A 19070-nucleotide genomic window follows, 5' to 3' on the forward strand; every position below is an offset into this window, starting at 1 on the left:
TAATAAGGTTTATTGGATGATCAGGTAAGTGTAAACATCTGTTCCGGAAGTGATGGTAAACCATTTGGCGCTTCCCCACGATGTTGTAACAGTGTCAGGGGCAGTATTACACGGAGCGGCAGTTCCTCCGATATCCCCATTGAAGTAAGTCTCGGGTACTGAAGTTCCGGCATGATACATCTGGAATTTAGACATAGACCATTTTGTGTTATTGGAAATAACGCCGCCCGGAACTAGGCTTCCATGATTCCAGGGTCTTGGTGAGGCAGGGGATCCTGCTCCCAAAATAACATCCCAGGTAGAAATCGGGTAACCGGAAAAAGAATATTGATCTCTGTAATTCTCATATTTTACAATAGTGCCTGGCGGTATGATTATGGGGTCAGGATCTTTGGAGATAACTAACGGATAACATCCTCCTCCTACGTTGTTATTGGCATAAATAGTTCCATGGAAATCATAATTGGAAGTCAGATTCTGAATGATCAGAGTTCCTCCCTGGGCGTATGCTGAGGAAACAAAACAGATCCCCAGCAGGAGTAGCAGCTTCTTCATGATCTATTTCTCAGATTTTAAGTTTTTACGGATCTCATCACTTTTCTGCATGTAGATGTTGGTGGCCCATACAATAATCTGGCTCATATCGCCTCCTGTCTTTCTCATTAATTCGGCTTCTGTTACGCCTGAGGAAATAATAAGTTCTTTGGAAGCCGGTACAAGAAGTGCTTTTCTTCTGTCACTCAGTTCGGAAGTGTTCCTTTTCTTTTCTTCTTCGGTAGGTCTGTTCTGAGGATCACCAAGACTTTTGAAAGCTTTGTCGAAGTTTTCCATTTGAGGAGTCTTCATACTTTGTACAGTATTGACAGCTGCTCCTTCACTATTACAGGAGATAATACTTATTACAGCAATTGCTGATAATAATAAATGTTTTTTCATAGCTAAAGTTTAATGATTGGGGGTTAAAAATTAATTTTTGATAAATTTATAAAAAAAACTAATATGAACAACATATTATTCACTTTTTAGTGTCTTCTATGTTAAATTTATTTTATCTTATTTAGCTACGACGTAATAATTTACACTTATGTATTATTCACCTTCAAGGGTTTTTTTTGCTTCGGCAAGCTCTGTTTTTTCCTTTTCTCCAAGTTGAGGATACTTCAGGTCCATCTTCTCCAGAGTATCAATAATAATCTGTATAGCAGCTACTCTTGCAAACCATTTATTATCTGCGGGAAGTATATACCATGGGGCGTGATCCTTTGAAGTTTCGTTGATAGCGGTTTCATAAACTTCCATATACTTTGGGAAAAGCGCTCTTTCAGGAAGATCTGCGGCAGAAAATTTCCAGTTTTTTTCCTGTTCATCAATTCTGTCCAGAAGCCTCTTCTTTTGCTCGTCCTTAGAAACATTTAAAAATATTTTCACAATAGTAGTTCCATTCTGTGCCAGGTGCTGCTCAAAATTTCGGATACTTTCATATCTGTTTTCCCAGAATTTTGCATCAAAATCCTTTACAGAAGACCATGTTTTCTCGCTGAGGTTATATTCAGGATGAACCTTACATACCAGAACACTCTCATAATGTGATCTGTTAAAAATACCAATCATTCCTTTCTGTGGGAGCGCCAGATAATGTCTCCACAGAAAATCGTGGGAATATTCCTTTGAACTTGGAGCCTTAAAGCTGGTAACATTGCATCCCTGTGGATTTACACCTCCGAAAACATGCTCTATCAAACTGTCTTTTCCCGCTGCATCCATTGCCTGAAGAACCACAAGCAGGGATTTGCTGCCATCAGCATAAAGCTTTTCCTGCAGTTCCCGCAGTTTTTCTTTTTCAGCGATTAACAACTGCTCACCTTCTTCTTTTGTGAGCTTTCCTTTATACTCTGTTGAAATTTTTTTTATCGAAATTTTTCCCTTTATCAGGAAATCATCTGAAAAATTGGTATCCATATTTTTAATATTTAAAGATTGAAAAATTGAAGATTTAAAGATTAAGAATTAAAAGGTATTATTAACTAATATTCAAATTTAACTTCTAAATCCTACTTAAATGTAATAAAAAAACCGTCTTCATATGAAGACGGTTTTTTTATTTTTTTAGTAGAGATTACTTTGCTGCTGCTTTTTTAGCAAGTTTAGCTGCTTTCTTTTCAGCTTTTGCTGCTGCTTTCTGCTCTTCAGCTGTTAAAGGCTTTGGTTCAGGAGCATTAGCGTCTACATTACCTTTGATGTAGATTACGCTTCTGCTGTTAGCAGGGTCATTAGAGAAAACTTCGATCATTTTATTGAAAGGTCCGTTAAGAGTAGTGTTATATCCCACTTTAATCTTAGCAGATTTTCCTGGCATAATAGGATCCTGGCTGAACTCAGGTGTAGTACATCCACAAGAAGGTTTTACATTAGAAAGGATCAAAGGCTTGTCACCAGTGTTTGTTACTGTAAAGAATCTTGTACCGTCAGCACTTGGCTTAATAGTACCATAGTCAAAAGTAGTTTTGTCAAACGTAATTGTTTGTGCAGATACCAATGCAAATGTTCCGAATAATGCAATTCCTGCAATTAATTTTTTCATATTCTTGAATGTTAATATGTTGTTAGATAAATTTCAAGAAACAAAGTTAAAAATTATTTTAATTCATACTTAAAATTTTTTTTCTTTAGACTATTTTTGCAAATTGTAAGCAAAAGAAATAGAATTTTATGCAGATTTCAGAAAAGTACAATCCACAGGAAACTGAACAGAAATGGTACAACTTCTGGATGGAAAACAAATTTTTCCATTCGGAACCCAATGAGAAACCACCATATACTGTGGTAATTCCTCCGCCAAACGTAACGGGGATATTACACATGGGACATATGCTGAACAATACCATTCAAGATGTTCTCGTCCGCCGTGCAAGAATGCAGGGCTTTAATGCCTGCTGGATTCCGGGCACAGATCACGCTTCAATTGCCACTGAAGCCAAAGTTGTTGCTAAACTGAAGTCTGAAGGGATCAATAAATCAGATATTACCCGTGAAGAATTCTTAAAGCATGCCTGGGAATGGACCGATAAATATGGAGGAACTATTCTTGAACAGCTGAAAAAGCTGGGATGTTCATGCGACTGGGACAGAACCCGTTTCACCATGGAAGAAAAACTTTCTCAACAGGTGATCAAAAGCTTTGTAGATCTATACAATAAAGGATTAATCTACAGAGGTTACAGAATGGTTAACTGGGATCCGGAAGCAAAGACCAATATTTCTGATGAAGAAGTAATATTTAAAGAACAGAACGGAAAACTATATTTCCTTAAATATAAAATTGAAGGGTCAGAAGAATTTCTTTCCGTAGCTACAACACGTCCCGAGACTATTTTCGGGGATACTGCCATATGTATCAATCCTAATGATGAAAGATATGCTCATCTGAAAGGTAAAAATGTAATCGTACCGATTGTTGACAGAATAATTCCTATTATTGAAGACGAATATGTAGACATTGAATTCGGAACCGGAGCGTTGAAAATTACGCCTGCCCATGATACCAACGACTACGAGATAGGGCAGAAGCATCAGTTAAAAATGATTGATGCTTTGGATGATGACGGAAATCTTAACGAGCACGGTTTACACTATGCAGGTAAAAACAGATTTGATGTAAGAAAGCAGATCGCAAAAGAATTACAGGAAAAAGATCTTTTACTGAAAGCAGAAGATTATGTAAATAAAGTAGGAACTTCAGAAAGAACAGGTGCAGTTATTGAGCCTAAAGTTTCAGTTCAGTGGTTCTTAAAAATGTCTGAAATTGCTAAGCCTGCATTGGATGTAGTAATGGACGATGAAGTAAAATTCTATCCGGAAAAATTCAAGAATACCTACAAGCACTGGATGGAAAACATCCGTGACTGGAATATCTCCCGTCAGCTTTGGTGGGGACAGCAGATTCCGGCATTCTACTACGGAGATGGAGAAAATGATTTTGTAGTTGCAGAGACTAAAGAAGAAGCTTTAGAATTGGCAAAACAAAAAACAGGAAATCAGGAATTAACTCTTGAAGGTCTGAAACAGGACGAAGATGCTCTTGATACCTGGTTCTCATCATGGTTATGGCCAATGTCTGTATTTGACGGTCTTCTGGATCCTGAAAATAAAGATATCAACTATTATTATCCAACCTCTGACCTGGTTACAGGTCCCGATATTATTTTCTTCTGGGTAGCCAGAATGATCATGGCCGGATTGGAATACAGAAAAGAAGTTCCGTTCAAAAATGTTTATTTTACAGGAATTGTAAGAGATAAGCAGAGGAGAAAGATGTCAAAATCTTTAGGAAACTCTCCGGATCCGCTTGAATTGATGGATAAATATGGTGCAGATGGAGTTCGTGTAGGAATCTTATTGAGTTCTGCAGCAGGAAATGACCTTCTCTTTGACGAAGATCTGATGCTTCAGGGAAGAAACTTTATGACGAAAATCTGGAGTGCATTCCGTTTAACCCAAGGATGGAGCAGAGAAAATAAACCATTGAACGATTCAGATAAAAATGCAATCGAATGGTTTGAACATAAATTAAATAAAACAATCGGGGAGATTGAGCAGCAGTTTGAGAAATTCAGAATTTCTGATGCTCTGCACCTGATTTATAAACTAATTTGGGATGATTTCTGCGGATGGTACCTCGAAGCAGTGAAACCAAACTATGGGGAAGGAGTTTCTGAAGAAGTGTATAAGACAACAATAGCCTTCTTTGAAGAGTTGATGAAACTTGTTCATCCGTTTATGCCGTTCCAGTCTGAAGAAATCTGGCAGCTTATCTCGGAAAGAAGTATTGAAGAAGCTTTAATTGTTGCTCAGCAGAAGAAAGCTGCAGTATTTAATGAAGAGATAATCAAAAACTTTGAAACTGCTGAAGAAATCATTTCCGGAATCAGAAATTACCGTCAGACCAAAGGAATTTCGCCTAAAGAAGCTGTTGAGGTTTATACAAGTGCCTCAAACTTTGAAAATGAAGCGGTGATCAGAAAGCTGGCTAATGTTACTGAAATTCATTTCGGAGCAAAGACAGATAAGCCTAGCTTTACATTCCTTGTTAGTGCAACAGAAATTTCTATTCCTCTGAGCGAAAATTTAGATTTGGGTGAAGAGAAAAAGAAAACAGAAGAAGAATTGGCTTATTTGAAAGGATTTCTAATCTCTGTAGACAAGAAGCTTTCCAATGAAAAGTTTGTAGCTAACGCTAAACCTGAAGTTGTAGAAGTAGAGCGCCAGAAACAAAAAGATGCTCAGGATAAAATTGCAATTCTGGAAGAGAAACTGAAAAGTTTGTAATGAACTTTAAAGATAAAGTTGGGACTTTTAGGGTCATTAGCAGTTTTACCATCAGAAGAAAAAAAGAGTTTTACCTGATTGGAGAACTGTTGGACGGAAATTTGATAGAAAACAGTTATGTCAATATTGTTTTAAATTCAAGCCTGGCAGTTTCTGCAAAAATTTCTTCTACAGAAGATATTGAAATGGCTAATGACCCTAAAATTTATCAGCTTTTAATAATTGAAAGCCCGGAAGATGAAATGAATGATATTTTATTTTGTCTCAATGTAGGGAGTGAAAATGTACAAATCACATTGACTGGTGCAGATTAATAAAGAATAAATGACACACATAGACAACATAAAAAAACTATTCTCAAGAAACTTCGTGGAAAGTCCTTTACTGGAAAGCTTTGAAGTTGGGAAACTCTATCTTTCCAGTGGAAAGCTCGTTGCCTGTGATCCTTTGATCACGAATGACATGTTGCCTTTCACAACAGAATTTCCAAAAGGTAATTTCTCTGTTTTACTACATAAAGAAAGAGAAAGCAACTGTGTTGCGTATGCAGAAGTTATTTTCAGCAATACAGAAATTACAGACTGGAAAATGGCTGTTACTGAAGGCCAGGATATTAAAGATCTTGCTGAAGAGGAAGTTTTCGGATATCCTGTAGAAAGTGGAATGGGATGTCTGATGGATGTAGATACCCAGCATAGCCTTAACGAGCTTGAAAAAAAGTTGTATCACAACAAAGGGGCAGATTTCATGGGAATCTATGAAGAATTTTTCCATGATTATTTCTTTGATGAGAAAGGAGCTATAGACCAGTATGCATTTCTGAAACCTGCTGAGGAGCATCCCGGAACAATCTTTGCCTTTGAAACAGGATATGGTGAAGGGTTTTATGCCAGCTATATTGCATACGACCAGGATCACAAACCTGTGAAGATAATTACCGAATTTATTGAAATAAGTTAATTAAATTAGTTATTTTTGAACCTAGTTCTCTGAAAACATTATATTAAACTCAGATAAAAACACCAATGAAATTCTCATCAGAACAACCCAAAATTATTGTAGTAGGCAGTTCATCAATTGATCTCGTTTTAGAAACCGAAAAAATTCCTCAATCCAATGAGACGGTTCTAGCTGTCAAATCAGATAGTTATTTTGGAGGAAAAGGGGCCAATCAGGCGGTGGGAACTGCAAGGCTGGGAGCCAGTGTCTATTTTATAGGATGTGTGGGGATGGATCCTCTTGGCCAGCAGATCATGAGAAATCTTGTAGGTGAAGGTGTAAATGTAGGCTTTGTCCATGAAACCGATATGGAATCTACGGGAACAGCATATGTAACTACCAGCCATGGAAATGCAGCCATCGTAGTAGTTCCTGCTGCTAATAAACACCTCAGCATTCAGCATGTGGAAGATGCGGACCGTTATTTTAACAGTGTGGATCTTGTTCTCGTTCAGCTTGAAGTGGCGATGGAGGTAGTAGAATATGCAATCCGAAAAGCTAAAAAATACGGAAAAAAAGTAGGCCTTTATGCTTCGCCGGCGATGAGAATCAGTGAAGGAATTATAGAAAATGTAGATTTTATTGTGACAAAAAGTAGTGAACTGCATACTGTTTTCGGTGAAGATAAGCGAGAAGAGATCCTTAAAAAATATTTCAATAAGGTTTTCGTAAGGGATGATACCAATTCAACGGTTTATTTTGATGGAACGGAAATGAAGTACTATAGGAATGATAAAGACGAGACGGTTTACAAAATGGGAATGGGAGATGCCTTTACTTCAGGATTTGCTGTAGCACTATGCCACGGAAATTCTATCGAAGATTGTGTGAAATTCGGTAATGAAGTTTCTTCGAGGGTTTCCGGAGGGAAAGGTTCACAGACCGGACTTCCCAGAATGTCGGATTTCCTTTCCTAAAGCTATTTGCCGCATATCGAAAGCTGTAAACTTAACATAAAAATATAAGTAAAATCTCCACTTTTATAGTGGATTTTTTCTTTTTATAATATGGAAAAACTGGAACTCATTACAAAAGACCATATATCTCTGGCAGCTCATCTTTTCAGGCCTGGAAAAAGTAACGGAAAGCTGCTTCTGATCAACTCTGCAACAGGTGTAAAGCAGCAGGTGTACTTTTCATTTGCCCATTTCTTCTCAGAACATGGATTTACGGTCATAGCTTATGATTACAGAGGAATAGGACTGTCAAAACCGGAAAACATGAAAGGTTTTAAAGCCTCCATGAGAATCTGGGGTTCTGAAGACTATAAAACGATCACTCAATATATTAAAGCAGAATTTCCGGAATATAAGAAGTATTGTCTTGGACACTCGGTCGGGGCATTGATTCTTGGTATGAATGAAGATTCCATGATGTTTGATGAATTCATTTTTGTGGGAACTCAGAATGCATTTGTAGGAAACCTGAAGATTCGCACAAAAATAGAAGCTTATCTTGGCTTTGGAATTGTTCAGCCACTAACCACCAGATTATTAGGCTATTTTCCGGCAAACTGGTTTGGACTTGGAGAAAGTCTGCCAAAAAATTGTGCATATGACTGGAGAACCTTAATTTTAAACAGGAAATCAACCAACAGGCTGTTGGAGAAAATTGATGACTATTCTAAAACATTGACGCAAAAAGTGTTTGTGATCCGGGCAGAAGACGATGTATGGCTGACTGAAAAAGGAGTATTGAGCCTTTTGAACAATACATATCCTAACCTTAGACCTATTTACAGGCTGATAAAAGCCTCAGAATCTGATAAAAACGAAATCGGGCACGTCAATTTTTTTAGAAGTTATAACAAAAAACTCTGGAATATTATTTTAAACGAATTGGCAGATAAATGAAAAGTACGATCGAAAACACCGTAGAATTTGTAAAAGAAAAATTAGAAGGCGCCGAAGCCGGGCACGACTGGTATCACATTGAAAGAGTATGGAAGCTGTCGAAAAAAATAGCGGCATCAGAAGACTGTAACCAGGAAGTTGTGGAGCTTTCCGCATTGCTGCATGATATTGCTGATCCAAAGTTTTATAACGGAGACGAAACCATTGCTCCAAAAATAGCAAGAGAATTTTTAGAAGAACAACAGGTTTCTGAAGAAGTGATAGAAAAAGTTTTATTTATCATTAAAAATATCTCGTTTAAAAACAGGGGCGAAGTTCCGGCTGAATTGCCAATTGAGCTTAAGATTGTACAGGATGCAGACCGTATAGATGCGATAGGTGCTATTGGAATTGGAAGGACGTTCAACTTTGGAGGCTTTAAAAATAATCCGATGTATGACCCTGAAGTGCAGCCAAGTCTGAATATGTCTAAAGATGAATATAAAAAGTCTAACGGAACAACGATTAATCATTTCTATGAAAAGCTTCTGCTTTTAAAAGACCTGATGAATACTGAGAAAGGAAAGGAGATCGCTCAGCAAAGACATGATTATATGCTGGGATTCCTGGATCAGTTCTACAAAGAATGGAATGTAGATTAACATTCCTCTGAAAAATCTTAAATCAGTATCTTTGCAGTATGGTATTTATCATTTTTGTTATCTTTTGGGCTTGTGTCCTTTCTTTGGTTTTATTTAAAGTAAAATCGGGAAGGCTGGCAAAATGGGCAAAGCTGTTCCGTATCCTTACACTGGTTTTTTCAATCTCAACGTTTACGTATTGGTTCATTAAAAAAAGTGCGGTAAGCTTTGTAGATAATTCTGTAGGACTACAGGTGGTCAATAAGCTTCCACAGACACTGGATTTTTATCTGATCAAAGTGGATACTGCCAAAATCCAGAATCTGGAACCTAAACATATCGGGAAAATACGTCCGGAATATTATAGGATAGAATATCTTAAAATGGACCAATCTGACGAATACTGGATCATAGGATATTTAGGAAAAAAGAATATGGTCTATTTCTCCCAACATGCTGTTCCAAACAAAAATATTGACCAGATTGTTGAAGTCCAAAACTATATCAACCAGAGTGTAAAACTTTCGGAAGCAGCAAAAAAACAGGTGGAGACCTATAATTATGAAAATGCAAAGCTGGGTATCTGGGTATCCTTAGATCTCCTGCTCCTCTTCCTGAACCTTGTACTTTTGTTAAGAAAAAATAAGCAATGAGTAATGAGCAATAAGCAGTTTTTTTAAACCTTATTACTCATTGCTTATATATTATGGATAATCAAGAATCTGCATGACTTGTTCCTTAAATTCTTCAGGACAGTTTTTAATCAGCTTATCTTTATTGTGCTTACTGATCTGGTGGGGTTCCAGCCACTCGGTCCGGTTGGAACTCAGACTATGGTTATCGTAGACTCTTTTTATTTTATGATCCTCGTAAAACGTATATTCATCACCGAGCCACGTACTGGCAATACTGATTGTGCAAATTTCTTTTTCCATGACATTTGTTTTTAGGATACTGTGCTTTATAATGAACATCAGTATATCCTAATTTACTGTTTTTTTTCAACAAAAATAGCTTTTTAAGCATCTTTTTGCAGGTCTGGCTGAAAAATACAACAATTAAAAACTTATTTGGTTAATTTAGTTAAAACAAAGTTCCGTTATTATCGGTGGCCATTTGCGGGATATGTAGATCGGTTTTCCATTCCTCATTCATCTGTTTAATGAAATAGGCGGAAAGTAGGGGAGACGCTTTTTCAATATTCTGATGAACAAAGAAGTATACATTCTGCAGACCTTCTTTTTTCCATTTTGTCAGACGTTTCATCCAGTCATCCAGCCTTTCATAGTCGCTTTCTGCATTGGCGCCAACATATCGGATAAAAGCGTTGGGAGTAGTGAGACGCATATGGAGCATATCCCTTCTCCCGGCAGTATCCACAATAATATTGGTAATGTTGTTGGCTTCAAAAAGCTCGCAGGTTGTATTGAAGATCTCTTCATCAGAGAACCATTCCGTATTGCGGAGTTCAATAGCAAGAGGAACTTCCTGAGGCCAGTCTTTTACAAATTTTTCCAGCCTGTCATAATCTTTAGGTTTAAAATTATCATGAAGCTGTAAAAAAGCCATGCCTAGTTTCTGATCAAAATTCATGATGGCCGATGCAAAATTGGTTACCGGTTCAGTAATGTCAATCAGCCTTCTGAAATGCGAAACAGTATTGGTGATTTTTGGGAAAAATTTAAAATTTTCAGGCGTCTTTTCTTTCCAGACCGCTACCTGTTCTGGGGTAGGCATTCCGTAAAAAGTAGCATTCAGTTCAATAGAATTAAACTGTTTGGCGTAATAGGTCAATTCGTCCTTGGTTCCTTTAGGATAAAATCCTTTAAGATCGGTTTTGTTCCATTTTGCACATCCAATAGAAATATTTTCCAATCCTTTTTTATTCTGACTTAGAATTTCCTTAGTTCTGGAATGATCTTTAGGAAGTGTAAAATCTATTTTTGAAGGGTCTTCTACCTGGCCGAATTTCATATCTATATTTTTAGGATTAAACGAGTATAACAAATATAAAACAAAACCGCAGAAATTTTCTGCGGTTTTATCAAATTAATGTAAATGATATTTTATTAGAATAAAAATATTATTTTATAGGTATAGCAACAATACTCACATTGTCATTAGTGGCTACTCCAAATTGTCCATTATAGGAGGAGCTGGTAACATTTGATAATCGTCCGGTTAGAACTACGGTGTATGAACCTGCAATTAGCTTAAGAGACATATTGGGAGTCGTATTCATATTTCCTGTTGTACCACCTGCGGCACTGGCTCCTGTATAAATACCGGAACTCGGACCATAGGCAGCTCCTGTAGTTAATGTAGAGCCGGCAGGTAGTGCTGTAAACTGCCAAAAAACACGATATAGTCTTGGTACCCCATCTGTTATTGCATTTCCTGTAGTGGTTGTTAAACTTGCTGAAACATTTGCGCTGAAAGTGACTAAAGAAGGTCTGGTCAATGTAAAATTAAACGTACTTAAATTAGTATCAACATTAGTTACAGCATTAGGCACTGTTATCGTCGCTGATGTAGCCACACCGTCTGTACCATCTGCTCCGACCAGTATACTAACATCATTTGTGCTTAATGAACGTCCCCATTTTGCACCGTCATTTATATATTCGCCAGGATAGACCTCATTACCTGCAGATGATGTATTGGTTGCTGTATTATATACTTTCATACCTGCCACATGTGCGGAAAGCGGAGAGGCAAGGGCTGTAGAGGTAAGAGTTACTCTTGGAAATAAAAGCCCTTTTGATGATGAACTTAATTCTAATAATGCATTGGCATTGGGTGCTGTAGTTCCTATTCCTACATTACCTCCATTAATAACTGTAAGGGCTGTGGTTCCATTGGTCATAAGGTTGACAGGAGCTGTACTTCCCGTAGATGAACCTAAGAACAGTCCCGTAGAAGTTCCTCTAATGGCAACTTGCGCTGCCGACCCTACATCCTGAAAAATATCAAGGAAAGAGGCGGCATTAGAAGACCATGTCATACTGGAACGGTTGGTTCCCTGAAGAGTGGCCTGACCATCAGTAGCCGTATGAAGAAGTCTGAAAAACGGTCCGGATGCAGTATTCTGGAATCTTAAAAAGTTGGTTCCCATTTCAACCGTTCTGTTTCCGGCAAGTGTTCCGTCTGAGTTATAAATATTAACATCATTTCCTGTATTTATTTTTACCCAGACAGATCCGTCAAATGAATAATACCCAACTGCATTTATGTTGGCAGCGGTTCCTGTTTGGGTTCCCGTTGCAATGCTATTCACATAAATGAGAGTCGAAGTAGGAACAGAAGCCATGCTTTGCGCTCTTTGTCTGTCTACACGGGGTATTAACAAACCATCTACACTCGTAGTGGTTCCTGTTGCATTTTTAGCAGTTACATCTAATGTTGCAGCTGGAGTAGATGTATTTATACCTACTTGTGCGGAATAAAATAACGGGAAAATAACTATCCCGAATAACACATTTTTTTTCATTTGTTTATTTGTATTTAATTGAAAATTATTATTTTAATAAGGCCGAAAAGATATTAATGAATTTTAAATACATTAATACTTTTTATTTAAATCAAATTGGAAATGGATTTATAATATTATTCAGACTTCACGGGAGTCAGTTAAATACCATGAACTAACTTGTACCCAGGTTGTATAAATCTTTAATAATTGGTGTAGAAAGTTTTAGAATTCAGTATTTCGCAGTAAAATTCATTTAAACAGTATAATCAATAATGTTTTATGTACTTCCTTTTATAGCAACTAATATCAAAAACTTACGAACGAGTCTGTCAATCTTATTTGTATCTTATGAAATACAAACAATAGAGAAGGGATATAATGTAAAATTTAATTTCATAAATGTGTGTGTTTTTGTTTATATAAAGTTAATAAATATTTTAAAAAAAAATGAAATCATTTTTTTATATAGTAAATAATCTATTGGAGGTGTAAGATCTATTTTTAATGATCTTCTACTGGTCTGAATTTCATGATTAGACTGGTATAATAAAACAAAAAGCTGGGACATTTCTGTTTGTTCCAGCTTTATTTATTATTGAACTGTCTTGTTTGTCGTCTTATTTTACTCCCTGTGTTACCATTCTGTTCGAAATAACAGAATAGATACAACCTGTGGTTTTTAAATTGACAGTAATAGTAGCGGGAGTAGACCGGTAAGCAGTATCACCATATGGCTCAATGATCTTACCGTTTGAGTCTTTTACAGTTCTTCCCTTTATCGTATAGGTCATCGTTGCTGTTCCTGTAAATCCGCTTGAAGGATTGAAGGTAACAATACCTGTCGTTTTATTATAAGTCCATGTTCCCTGTGGAGTCACTTTTTTACGGTACAGCGTAAGATCTGTATCATTGTTTTTTGTAAAACTGAATGTCGAATAATCAATATTAGAACTGCTTCCGGTTGGTGGGGTCGTAACGCTGATAGGGCCTTTATAAGCTATATCATTAGTGAAAACAGGAATATTAACCGGTTGTAACTTACACGTAGAAGCTATATCATCATTAGCAACAGCGGCATAAGGAAGAGTAAGCTTTACATTTCTGATAATATGCTGTTGATAAGCTCCTCCTGTAGCTGCTGCAAAACCAAGCTTCAAAACAGCCGGAACCGTTGCATCCAAAGTTTGAGGAGTAGCGGCTCCTTCAACATCCGAAGTATTAAAATCAGTGATCTGAGGATTGGCATTCTCGGTATAAGGTACTGAAGTTTTGTAGTGGTAATAATTGATGACATTCACAGGAGTTCCGTTCTGTGTAGTCTGGATATCCACTTTTATATCAAACCCGTCTGTTGTGGTCGGAGTTGTAAAATGGGGAATTAGATCTAGGTATACTTTCCTGAACTCTCCTGCGTTGTTTCTGAGGTCAAATAAAGAGGAAAGTGAATTGGAAGTCGCAAGATAGCTTCTGTCAGTTTGCAGGATTCTTCCTACCGCACCTGAGTTGCTTAAGGTAGAACGGGTAACCAATACGGGATATCCGGTATATCCCAATCCTAAACCATTGGCATTAATGGCGGCTCCTCTTGCCCCTCTTAAAGTGACATGGCTTGTTGCCTGGCTCCATGCTACCCCCGCAATACCATTTACTCTGGATTCACCCTGAAAACGCTTCGATTTAAAATTTCCGAACTCATCCAGGGCAATACCCAGATAAGCCCCAGATAAACCAGCTTTTCTTTGGCTTGCATAGGTATTTTGTGTCCTGTTATAGGAATATCCGATACCGGCACCAGGTGCTCCAATGGTAGGGCTTGTTACTGCCCCGTCATAAAGGAAAAAAGACAATCCGTCTCCATAGGCTCCACCCAAGGGTGTTCCATTTTTCATGTCATATTCAAATTCAACATGAAGCCCGTTTACCGAAGTAAAGGTTCTTCCGTTGATAAACAATCCTCCAAACTGTCCTGAGCTTGCAGGAGTAAGCTGTATTCCTGTAGAAGTATGGGAAGCGCTTCCTTGTATCGAAAGTTCTGGTGCCGCAGAAGCATTCATTAATGAACTTGAATAGGAATAAAACCCATAAATACTTGCTACCTCAGTACTATCTGTCTGTGCATACGCGAAGTTGGTAAACAGAACGAAAATCAGGCTCATCCAAGACAGCCCTTTTAAATTCTTTTTCATAGCTGCTTATTTTACAACAAATACGATGTTGATGAAAGATGCTGAGGTAGCATTTGATAAAACATCATAATTTAATACACCTGTGTTGCTGATGCTGTTTATTTTGAAAACAGAAGTATCATAACCCGTTACATAATAGTGTAAATCTGTTGCGTTTGGAAAAAACGGAATCGCAGCCGGAGCTGATGTACTTCTTGCATTTGCCGGGATATTGGAAAACTGGTTTCTATATAAAGTATACAGATCCTTTGTCTGTCCTGTTGCAGGAGTAGTCGTGTCAAAAACTACGCTCGGCATGTAAAAGAACTTAGCAACATACGGAGAAAGGCATACCCAGTCCGGAGCGGCAGGTGTTCCTACATTTTGACTGATACATTTTTTGTTGGTATCAAAAATAACGAGTCCTGTTGCTGGATTGGTAACTGTTGCTAGATTGCTGATTCTTGGTAAAAGAAGTCCTTTAGAAGTGCTTGTAATGTCTAAAGCTGAGCTTGGATCAGGTGTAGAAGTGTTAATACCCACCTGAGCAGTAATGGTACAAAAAGCCATTACCAAAATTAAAGTAATAATCTTGTGCATTTCGAAATAATTTTTTTGTGTTGTTTTTGTGTACTATTAGCAAACTTCCTGCCAATAGTAAATTAATTGTTTAATTAAATTTTTTTGTTATTTTATATTATAAATAAAATTTGTTAAATTCATCGTTTAGCATTTATACAAAGCTGTTTTTTTGTGTTTTTTCTATTTAAATATTTTGGTATTCCTGTATTTTATTTGTGTTTTTTTTATGAATACCTTTTTCTTTTGTATAATCTGGAAATGAATTATTATAATTAATTTCTGTTTTTGATTACAAATGTTTAATATTAAATTATATCATATTTATTCAAAATATATCTGCTTTATATATTTCAATAAAGCTCAAATGATCTATTTTTCTTGCTGATTTAATATTAAATACTTTAATTTGGAATCTGTGTTTTTTAATAAATTTTCAACAAATGTAATATAAAATTATTAAAAATAATACTTAGAAATTATTGCAGCAGACACTTGATTCACTATTTGGTGAATGTAGAGTGAGTATTTTAAGCATTAATGAAGGATTAATGAGAAGTTTTGTTTTTCTAACTTGAGCGTTAAAATTTGTTAAAATTTTGATATAAACAAAAAGCACACTGAAAAGTGTGCTTTTAATATTTAGTTAGTTCATTACAAATTGCTATGCCTCACAAGCGGAGCAGGTCACAAAATTGACCATCATTTCTTTAGAGACAGAGGAGCTTCTTTGGTAATAAAGAGTTTTTACTCCTTTTTTCCAAGCCTCGATATAAAGGTAATTGACATCTTTTACAGGCATTGTAGATGGAATCTGTAAATTCAGAGATTGAGCCTGATCAATATATTGCTGTCTTTGAGCAGCCTGAGAGATAATTTCCATAGGAGAAATCTCTTTGAACGTTTTGAATACTGCTTTCTCTTCGTCTGTCAGCTCTTTAAGATGCTGTACGGAACCATGGTTCAGCATGATCGTTCTCCAGGTTTCTTCATTATCAAGACCTTTTTCTTCAAGTAATTTTGCCAAATATTTGTTCTTACGCATAAAGTTTCCTTTGGCAAGACCTGCTTTATAATAGTTGGAAGCAAATGGCTCAATTCCAGGAGAAGTCTGTCCTAAGATCGCAGAACTTGAAGTGGTAGGAGCAATAGCCATTGTGGTGGTATTTCTCAATCCGTAACCTTTCAGTAATTCCGGCTCTCCATAGATGTTGGCTAATTCTCTTGAAGCAGTTTCTGCCTGCTCTTTGATGTGTTTGAAAGCTCTCGCATTGAATTGAGTTGCCTCAAAACTTTCAAACGGGATCATATTTTTCTGTAAATAAGAATGGTATCCTAAAACTCCCAATCCAAGCGCTCTGTGACGCAGTGCAAAGTTTCTGGCTCCCTGCAGGTAGTAGTTTCCTTCTGTTTTTTCGATGAATTCAGTCAAAACAGCATCCAGGAAATAAACAGCTAATTTTACAGCATCAGTATCTTTCCACTCGTCATACAATTCCAGGTTCATAGAAGATAAACAGCAGATGAAAGATTCTTCTCTGGTAGAAGGAAGCATAATTTCGGAACAAAGATTACTTGCATTGACAGGCATTCCTAAGTCCTTGTAAACCTGAGGTTTGTTTCTGTTAACATTATCGGTGAAGAAAATATACGGAAGACCTTTTTGCTGGCGGCTTTCAAGAACTCTTGCCCAGATTTTACGCTTATCCATATCCCCATCGATCATATCCTGCATCCAGTAATCAGGAACGCAGATCCCTGTAAACAGATTCTGGATCGGGCTACCGATATCTTTGATGGATAAGAATTCTTCAATATCCCCGTGGTCAATATCCAGATAAGCAGCAAAAGCACCTCTTCTTACGCCTCCCTGCGAAACTACATCCATTGCTGTATCGAATAATTTCATGAACGAAACCGCTCCTGAAGATTTTCCGTTGTCCGTTACGGCAGTTCCTCTGTTTCTAAGCTCTCCAAAGTACCCTGAAGTTCCGCCTCCGATTTTCGTTTGCATAATAACTTCACCCATTTTGTGAGTAATTCCTTCAATGCTGTCAGGAATGTGAACATTGAAACAAGAGATAGGAAGCCCCCTCTGTGTTCCCATGTTCGCCCATACAGGAGATGAGAAACTGATCCATCCTTTGGTGATCATTTCTTTGAAAGCAGGTTGTAGTTCCGGCTTGTATAATTTTTTTGCAGCTGCAGTGGTAATTCTGTCGATGGCTCCGTCCACAGTTTCTCCTTTCAACAGATATCCTCTGTTCAGCATCTGCTCAGACTCTTCATTGAGCCACCATATATTTGAATTTTGTTCTTCCATAGATGTTATATTTTCGAATTCCGGAACAGTGTTTGTGCTCCGGAATTTTGTTGCTTTTTATATTGATTGTAATATTTCCACTTTGTGCGTACCGTTCAGTCCGCTTTCATCTCTTAATCTTTGAAACTCCTTAAAAGAAGGAGTATTCAATACCTCATGCTGAACCTCTTCATTAATGTAGTTTGAATAATGTAAAAAAGTAACTCCGTCTTCTTTTACATACACCTTATATTCAAATGTCTCCTGATTCAGATTTTTAAAATCATCCAGAAACCTTTGAATATGGGTTTTATTTTCTGAAACATATTCAGGCTTTACGGTGTAGGTTACAATTACATTGATCATTGTTGTACTTTGAATTTTTTGTCGCTGTAAAGAATGAAGAAATTTTATTTGAATAATATAATTCGATAGGCTCAGTTTGATATTGCTGATACTATCTGCTTTGACGCTCGCTTCGCTCGCGCTACATTCACTTATATTAAAACAAATCGTTCGCTGTAATACTCTTGTCGTGTTTTGTATAATCTACCGGTCTTTTGGCAAAGAAATCATCCATTGAATTTGCGAAAACTTCTTCTTCAAACCATTTCATTGGGCGATATTGCTCAGGAGAAACATTGTAACGGGTTTCCATATCGATTTTCTTTAAGCTGTCGTCTACACGGTATTTCATGAAGTTCAGAAGATCTTCTTTTGAGAAAACGCTTAATTCTCCCAGCTCGAAGATCCAGTCTAGGATTTCACCTTCCAGCTCAATAGACTGATCTACCAATGTGTAGATGTCTTCAATATCTGAATCTGTCAACAGATCAGGCTGTTCTTCACGGATCTTGTTGATCAGATAGATTCCTGCATTGGCGTGAATCTGCTCGTCAACGGATGTCCATGCGATGATATTGGAAACATTCTTCATATACCCTTTGAATCTTGTGAAAGAAAGGATGATCGCAAATTGTGAGAATAAGGATACGTTTTCGATCAGGATACTGAATAATAAAAGAGAAGATACATATTCTTTCGGTGTTGTAGAATTGGCGTGTTTCAGAACGTTTGACAGGAAGTCAATTCTCTTTTTCACGGCAGGAATTTCTATAACATTGGAAAATTCTTCGTTATATCCTAATACCTCTACCAATCGGGAATAGGCTTCAGAATGACGGAATTCGCATTCTGCAAAAGTAGCTCCAAGGCCGTTGAATTCAGGTTTTGGCAAGTGATTGTATAGGTTTCCCCAGAATGTCTTTACGGACACCTCGATCTGTGCAATGGCTAAAAGTGCATTTTTTACAGCGTGTTTTTCGTGCGGCTCTAACTGCGAATGAAAATCCTGAACATCTGCAGTAAAATCCACTTCCGAATGCACCCAGAACGATTTGTTGATCGCCTCTACAAACTGAAGAACCTCAGGGTATTCAAATGGCTTGTAACTTACTCTTTTATCGAAAATTCCCATATTAAAATAGCTTTAAAAATTAAATAATCTGCATCACTGTGGATAACGTTGAAGTAATGCTTAACTTCTTGTATGTTTGGTATTTACGTGAGAAACATATTCACATTCATGAGTGGAGGTTTCTTGTAAAGAACTAATGACAAAGTTCGAAAAAAAGAACTGATTTTGAAAGGGGTAAATAGTAATTGGCTGAGTTTTAACTGTAAAAGTTTTCCACATTTACATGAAACCAGCACGGATAATGGCTTAGACGGGGGTATAAGTAAAAAATAAATGAA

The 19070-nt window shown here is 37.1% G+C and carries 19 protein-coding genes; 7 read left to right on the plus strand and 12 right to left on the minus strand.

Annotation, left to right across the window (positions count from 1 at the left end; all coding sequences use genetic code 11):
- Window positions 1-9: 9 nt before the first annotated feature.
- The 4 genes from V6R96_RS11720 to V6R96_RS11735 all read right to left on the minus strand — a co-directional run bounded on the left by V6R96_RS11720 (window position 10) and on the right by V6R96_RS11735 (window position 2581).
- Window positions 10-555, minus strand: a complete 546-nt coding sequence (locus tag V6R96_RS11720; RefSeq protein ID WP_111956498.1) for a hypothetical protein — start codon at window positions 553-555, stop codon at window positions 10-12.
- 3 nt (window positions 556-558) lie between these two features.
- Complete coding sequence (locus tag V6R96_RS11725) at window positions 559-936, minus strand: hypothetical protein (RefSeq protein ID WP_111956500.1); 378 nt, start codon at window positions 934-936, stop codon at window positions 559-561.
- A 153-nt stretch (window positions 937-1089) separates the two neighbouring features.
- The gene (locus V6R96_RS11730; protein ID WP_223560043.1) at window positions 1090-1959 is read right to left on the minus strand and encodes a polyphosphate kinase 2 family protein; all 870 of its coding nucleotides are present in this window, start codon (window positions 1957-1959) and stop codon (window positions 1090-1092) included.
- A 157-nt stretch (window positions 1960-2116) separates the two neighbouring features.
- Window positions 2117-2581, minus strand: a complete 465-nt coding sequence (locus tag V6R96_RS11735) for a DUF1573 domain-containing protein (RefSeq protein ID WP_336378857.1) — start codon at window positions 2579-2581, stop codon at window positions 2117-2119.
- Window positions 2582-2709: 128 nt separating this feature from the next.
- Here V6R96_RS11735 and V6R96_RS11740 point away from each other — a divergent pair, with 128 nt between their 5' ends.
- The 7 genes from V6R96_RS11740 (at window position 2710) to V6R96_RS11770 (ending at window position 9450) form a co-directional block, all read left to right on the plus strand.
- A complete protein-coding gene (locus tag V6R96_RS11740; protein ID WP_336378856.1) occupies window positions 2710-5325 on the plus strand; it encodes a valine--tRNA ligase in 2616 nt (871 codons plus the stop codon).
- A complete protein-coding gene (locus tag V6R96_RS11745) occupies window positions 5325-5639 on the plus strand; it encodes a hypothetical protein (RefSeq protein WP_336378855.1) in 315 nt (104 codons plus the stop codon). The genes V6R96_RS11740 and V6R96_RS11745 overlap by 1 nt, the downstream gene beginning before the upstream one ends.
- Before the next feature lie 10 nt (window positions 5640-5649).
- Complete coding sequence (locus V6R96_RS11750; RefSeq protein WP_111956510.1) at window positions 5650-6285, plus strand: DUF4241 domain-containing protein; 636 nt, start codon at window positions 5650-5652, stop codon at window positions 6283-6285.
- A gap of 65 nt (window positions 6286-6350) precedes the next feature.
- Entirely contained in the window at window positions 6351-7241 is an 891-nt protein-coding gene (locus V6R96_RS11755) for a ribokinase (RefSeq protein WP_111956512.1), read from the plus strand.
- Between the two features lie 90 nt (window positions 7242-7331).
- A complete protein-coding gene (locus tag V6R96_RS11760) occupies window positions 7332-8177 on the plus strand; it encodes an alpha/beta fold hydrolase (RefSeq protein ID WP_336378854.1) in 846 nt (281 codons plus the stop codon).
- Complete coding sequence (locus tag V6R96_RS11765) at window positions 8174-8818, plus strand: HD domain-containing protein (protein WP_336378853.1); 645 nt, start codon at window positions 8174-8176, stop codon at window positions 8816-8818. The genes V6R96_RS11760 and V6R96_RS11765 overlap by 4 nt, the downstream gene beginning before the upstream one ends.
- 38 nt (window positions 8819-8856) lie before the next feature.
- Complete coding sequence (locus V6R96_RS11770) at window positions 8857-9450, plus strand: hypothetical protein (RefSeq protein ID WP_111956518.1); 594 nt, start codon at window positions 8857-8859, stop codon at window positions 9448-9450.
- Window positions 9451-9501: 51 nt separating this feature from the next.
- On the opposite strand, the gene V6R96_RS11775 is transcribed toward V6R96_RS11770, so the two are convergent.
- From V6R96_RS11775 to V6R96_RS11810, 8 genes are all read right to left on the minus strand, one after another.
- Window positions 9502-9732, minus strand: coding sequence for a hypothetical protein (locus V6R96_RS11775; protein WP_111956898.1), 231 nt, complete (start codon window positions 9730-9732; stop codon window positions 9502-9504).
- Between the two features lie 148 nt (window positions 9733-9880).
- Window positions 9881-10771, minus strand: coding sequence for a DUF72 domain-containing protein (locus V6R96_RS11780; protein WP_336378852.1), 891 nt, complete (start codon window positions 10769-10771; stop codon window positions 9881-9883).
- Window positions 10772-10880: 109 nt separating this feature from the next.
- A complete protein-coding gene (locus V6R96_RS11785; protein WP_336378851.1) occupies window positions 10881-12287 on the minus strand; it encodes a hypothetical protein in 1407 nt (468 codons plus the stop codon).
- Between the two features lie 599 nt (window positions 12288-12886).
- Window positions 12887-14455 (minus strand): hypothetical protein, encoded by a 1569-nt coding sequence (locus V6R96_RS11790; RefSeq protein WP_336378850.1) that lies wholly within the window; start codon window positions 14453-14455, stop codon window positions 12887-12889.
- Between the two features lie 6 nt (window positions 14456-14461).
- Window positions 14462-15034 (minus strand): hypothetical protein, encoded by a 573-nt coding sequence (locus V6R96_RS11795; RefSeq protein WP_336378849.1) that lies wholly within the window; start codon window positions 15032-15034, stop codon window positions 14462-14464.
- A 643-nt stretch (window positions 15035-15677) separates the two neighbouring features.
- Window positions 15678-17345 carry a ribonucleoside-diphosphate reductase subunit alpha gene (locus V6R96_RS11800; RefSeq protein ID WP_223560202.1) on the minus strand — a complete coding sequence of 556 codons (1668 nt, stop codon included), beginning with the start codon at window positions 17343-17345 and terminating at the stop codon, window positions 15678-15680.
- A 48-nt stretch (window positions 17346-17393) separates the two neighbouring features.
- Window positions 17394-17681 carry a hypothetical protein gene (locus V6R96_RS11805; RefSeq protein WP_336378848.1) on the minus strand — a complete coding sequence of 96 codons (288 nt, stop codon included), beginning with the start codon at window positions 17679-17681 and terminating at the stop codon, window positions 17394-17396.
- A 136-nt stretch (window positions 17682-17817) separates the two neighbouring features.
- On the minus strand, window positions 17818-18792 hold the full coding sequence (locus V6R96_RS11810; RefSeq protein ID WP_223560035.1) for a ribonucleotide-diphosphate reductase subunit beta: 975 nt from the start codon (window positions 18790-18792) through the stop codon (window positions 17818-17820).
- Window positions 18793-19070: the final 278 nt, after the last annotated feature.

The sequence above is a fragment of the Chryseobacterium sp. CCNWLW53 genome (assembly GCF_037083525.1).
Classification (GTDB): domain Bacteria; phylum Bacteroidota; class Bacteroidia; order Flavobacteriales; family Weeksellaceae; genus Chryseobacterium; species Chryseobacterium lathyri.

Excerpts from the sequence above, each read along its gene's own strand:
- V6R96_RS11790 (WP_336378850.1), bottom strand. The coding sequence starts at position 14,455 with ATGAAAAAGAATTTAAAAGGGCTGTCTTGGATGAGCCTGATTTTCGTT.
- V6R96_RS11755 (WP_111956512.1), top strand. The coding sequence starts at position 6,351 with ATGAAATTCTCATCAGAACAACCCAAAATTATTGTAGTAGGCAGTTCA.
- V6R96_RS11730 (WP_223560043.1), bottom strand. The coding sequence starts at position 1,959 with ATGGATACCAATTTTTCAGATGATTTCCTGATAAAGGGAAAAATTTCG.
- V6R96_RS11745 (WP_336378855.1), top strand. The coding sequence starts at position 5,325 with ATGAACTTTAAAGATAAAGTTGGGACTTTTAGGGTCATTAGCAGTTTT.
- V6R96_RS11750 (WP_111956510.1), top strand. The coding sequence starts at position 5,650 with ATGACACACATAGACAACATAAAAAAACTATTCTCAAGAAACTTCGTG.
- V6R96_RS11720 (WP_111956498.1), bottom strand. The coding sequence starts at position 555 with ATGAAGAAGCTGCTACTCCTGCTGGGGATCTGTTTTGTTTCCTCAGCA.
- V6R96_RS11760 (WP_336378854.1), top strand. The coding sequence starts at position 7,332 with ATGGAAAAACTGGAACTCATTACAAAAGACCATATATCTCTGGCAGCT.
- V6R96_RS11780 (WP_336378852.1), bottom strand. The coding sequence starts at position 10,771 with ATGAAATTCGGCCAGGTAGAAGACCCTTCAAAAATAGATTTTACACTT.
- V6R96_RS11765 (WP_336378853.1), top strand. The coding sequence starts at position 8,174 with ATGAAAAGTACGATCGAAAACACCGTAGAATTTGTAAAAGAAAAATTA.
- V6R96_RS11795 (WP_336378849.1), bottom strand. The coding sequence starts at position 15,034 with ATGCACAAGATTATTACTTTAATTTTGGTAATGGCTTTTTGTACCATT.
- V6R96_RS11735 (WP_336378857.1), bottom strand. The coding sequence starts at position 2,581 with ATGAAAAAATTAATTGCAGGAATTGCATTATTCGGAACATTTGCATTG.
- V6R96_RS11770 (WP_111956518.1), top strand. The coding sequence starts at position 8,857 with ATGGTATTTATCATTTTTGTTATCTTTTGGGCTTGTGTCCTTTCTTTG.
- V6R96_RS11810 (WP_223560035.1), bottom strand. The coding sequence starts at position 18,792 with ATGGGAATTTTCGATAAAAGAGTAAGTTACAAGCCATTTGAATACCCT.
- V6R96_RS11805 (WP_336378848.1), bottom strand. The coding sequence starts at position 17,681 with ATGATCAATGTAATTGTAACCTACACCGTAAAGCCTGAATATGTTTCA.
- V6R96_RS11725 (WP_111956500.1), bottom strand. The coding sequence starts at position 936 with ATGAAAAAACATTTATTATTATCAGCAATTGCTGTAATAAGTATTATC.
- V6R96_RS11775 (WP_111956898.1), bottom strand. The coding sequence starts at position 9,732 with ATGGAAAAAGAAATTTGCACAATCAGTATTGCCAGTACGTGGCTCGGT.
- V6R96_RS11785 (WP_336378851.1), bottom strand. The coding sequence starts at position 12,287 with ATGAAAAAAAATGTGTTATTCGGGATAGTTATTTTCCCGTTATTTTAT.
- V6R96_RS11740 (WP_336378856.1), top strand. The coding sequence starts at position 2,710 with ATGCAGATTTCAGAAAAGTACAATCCACAGGAAACTGAACAGAAATGG.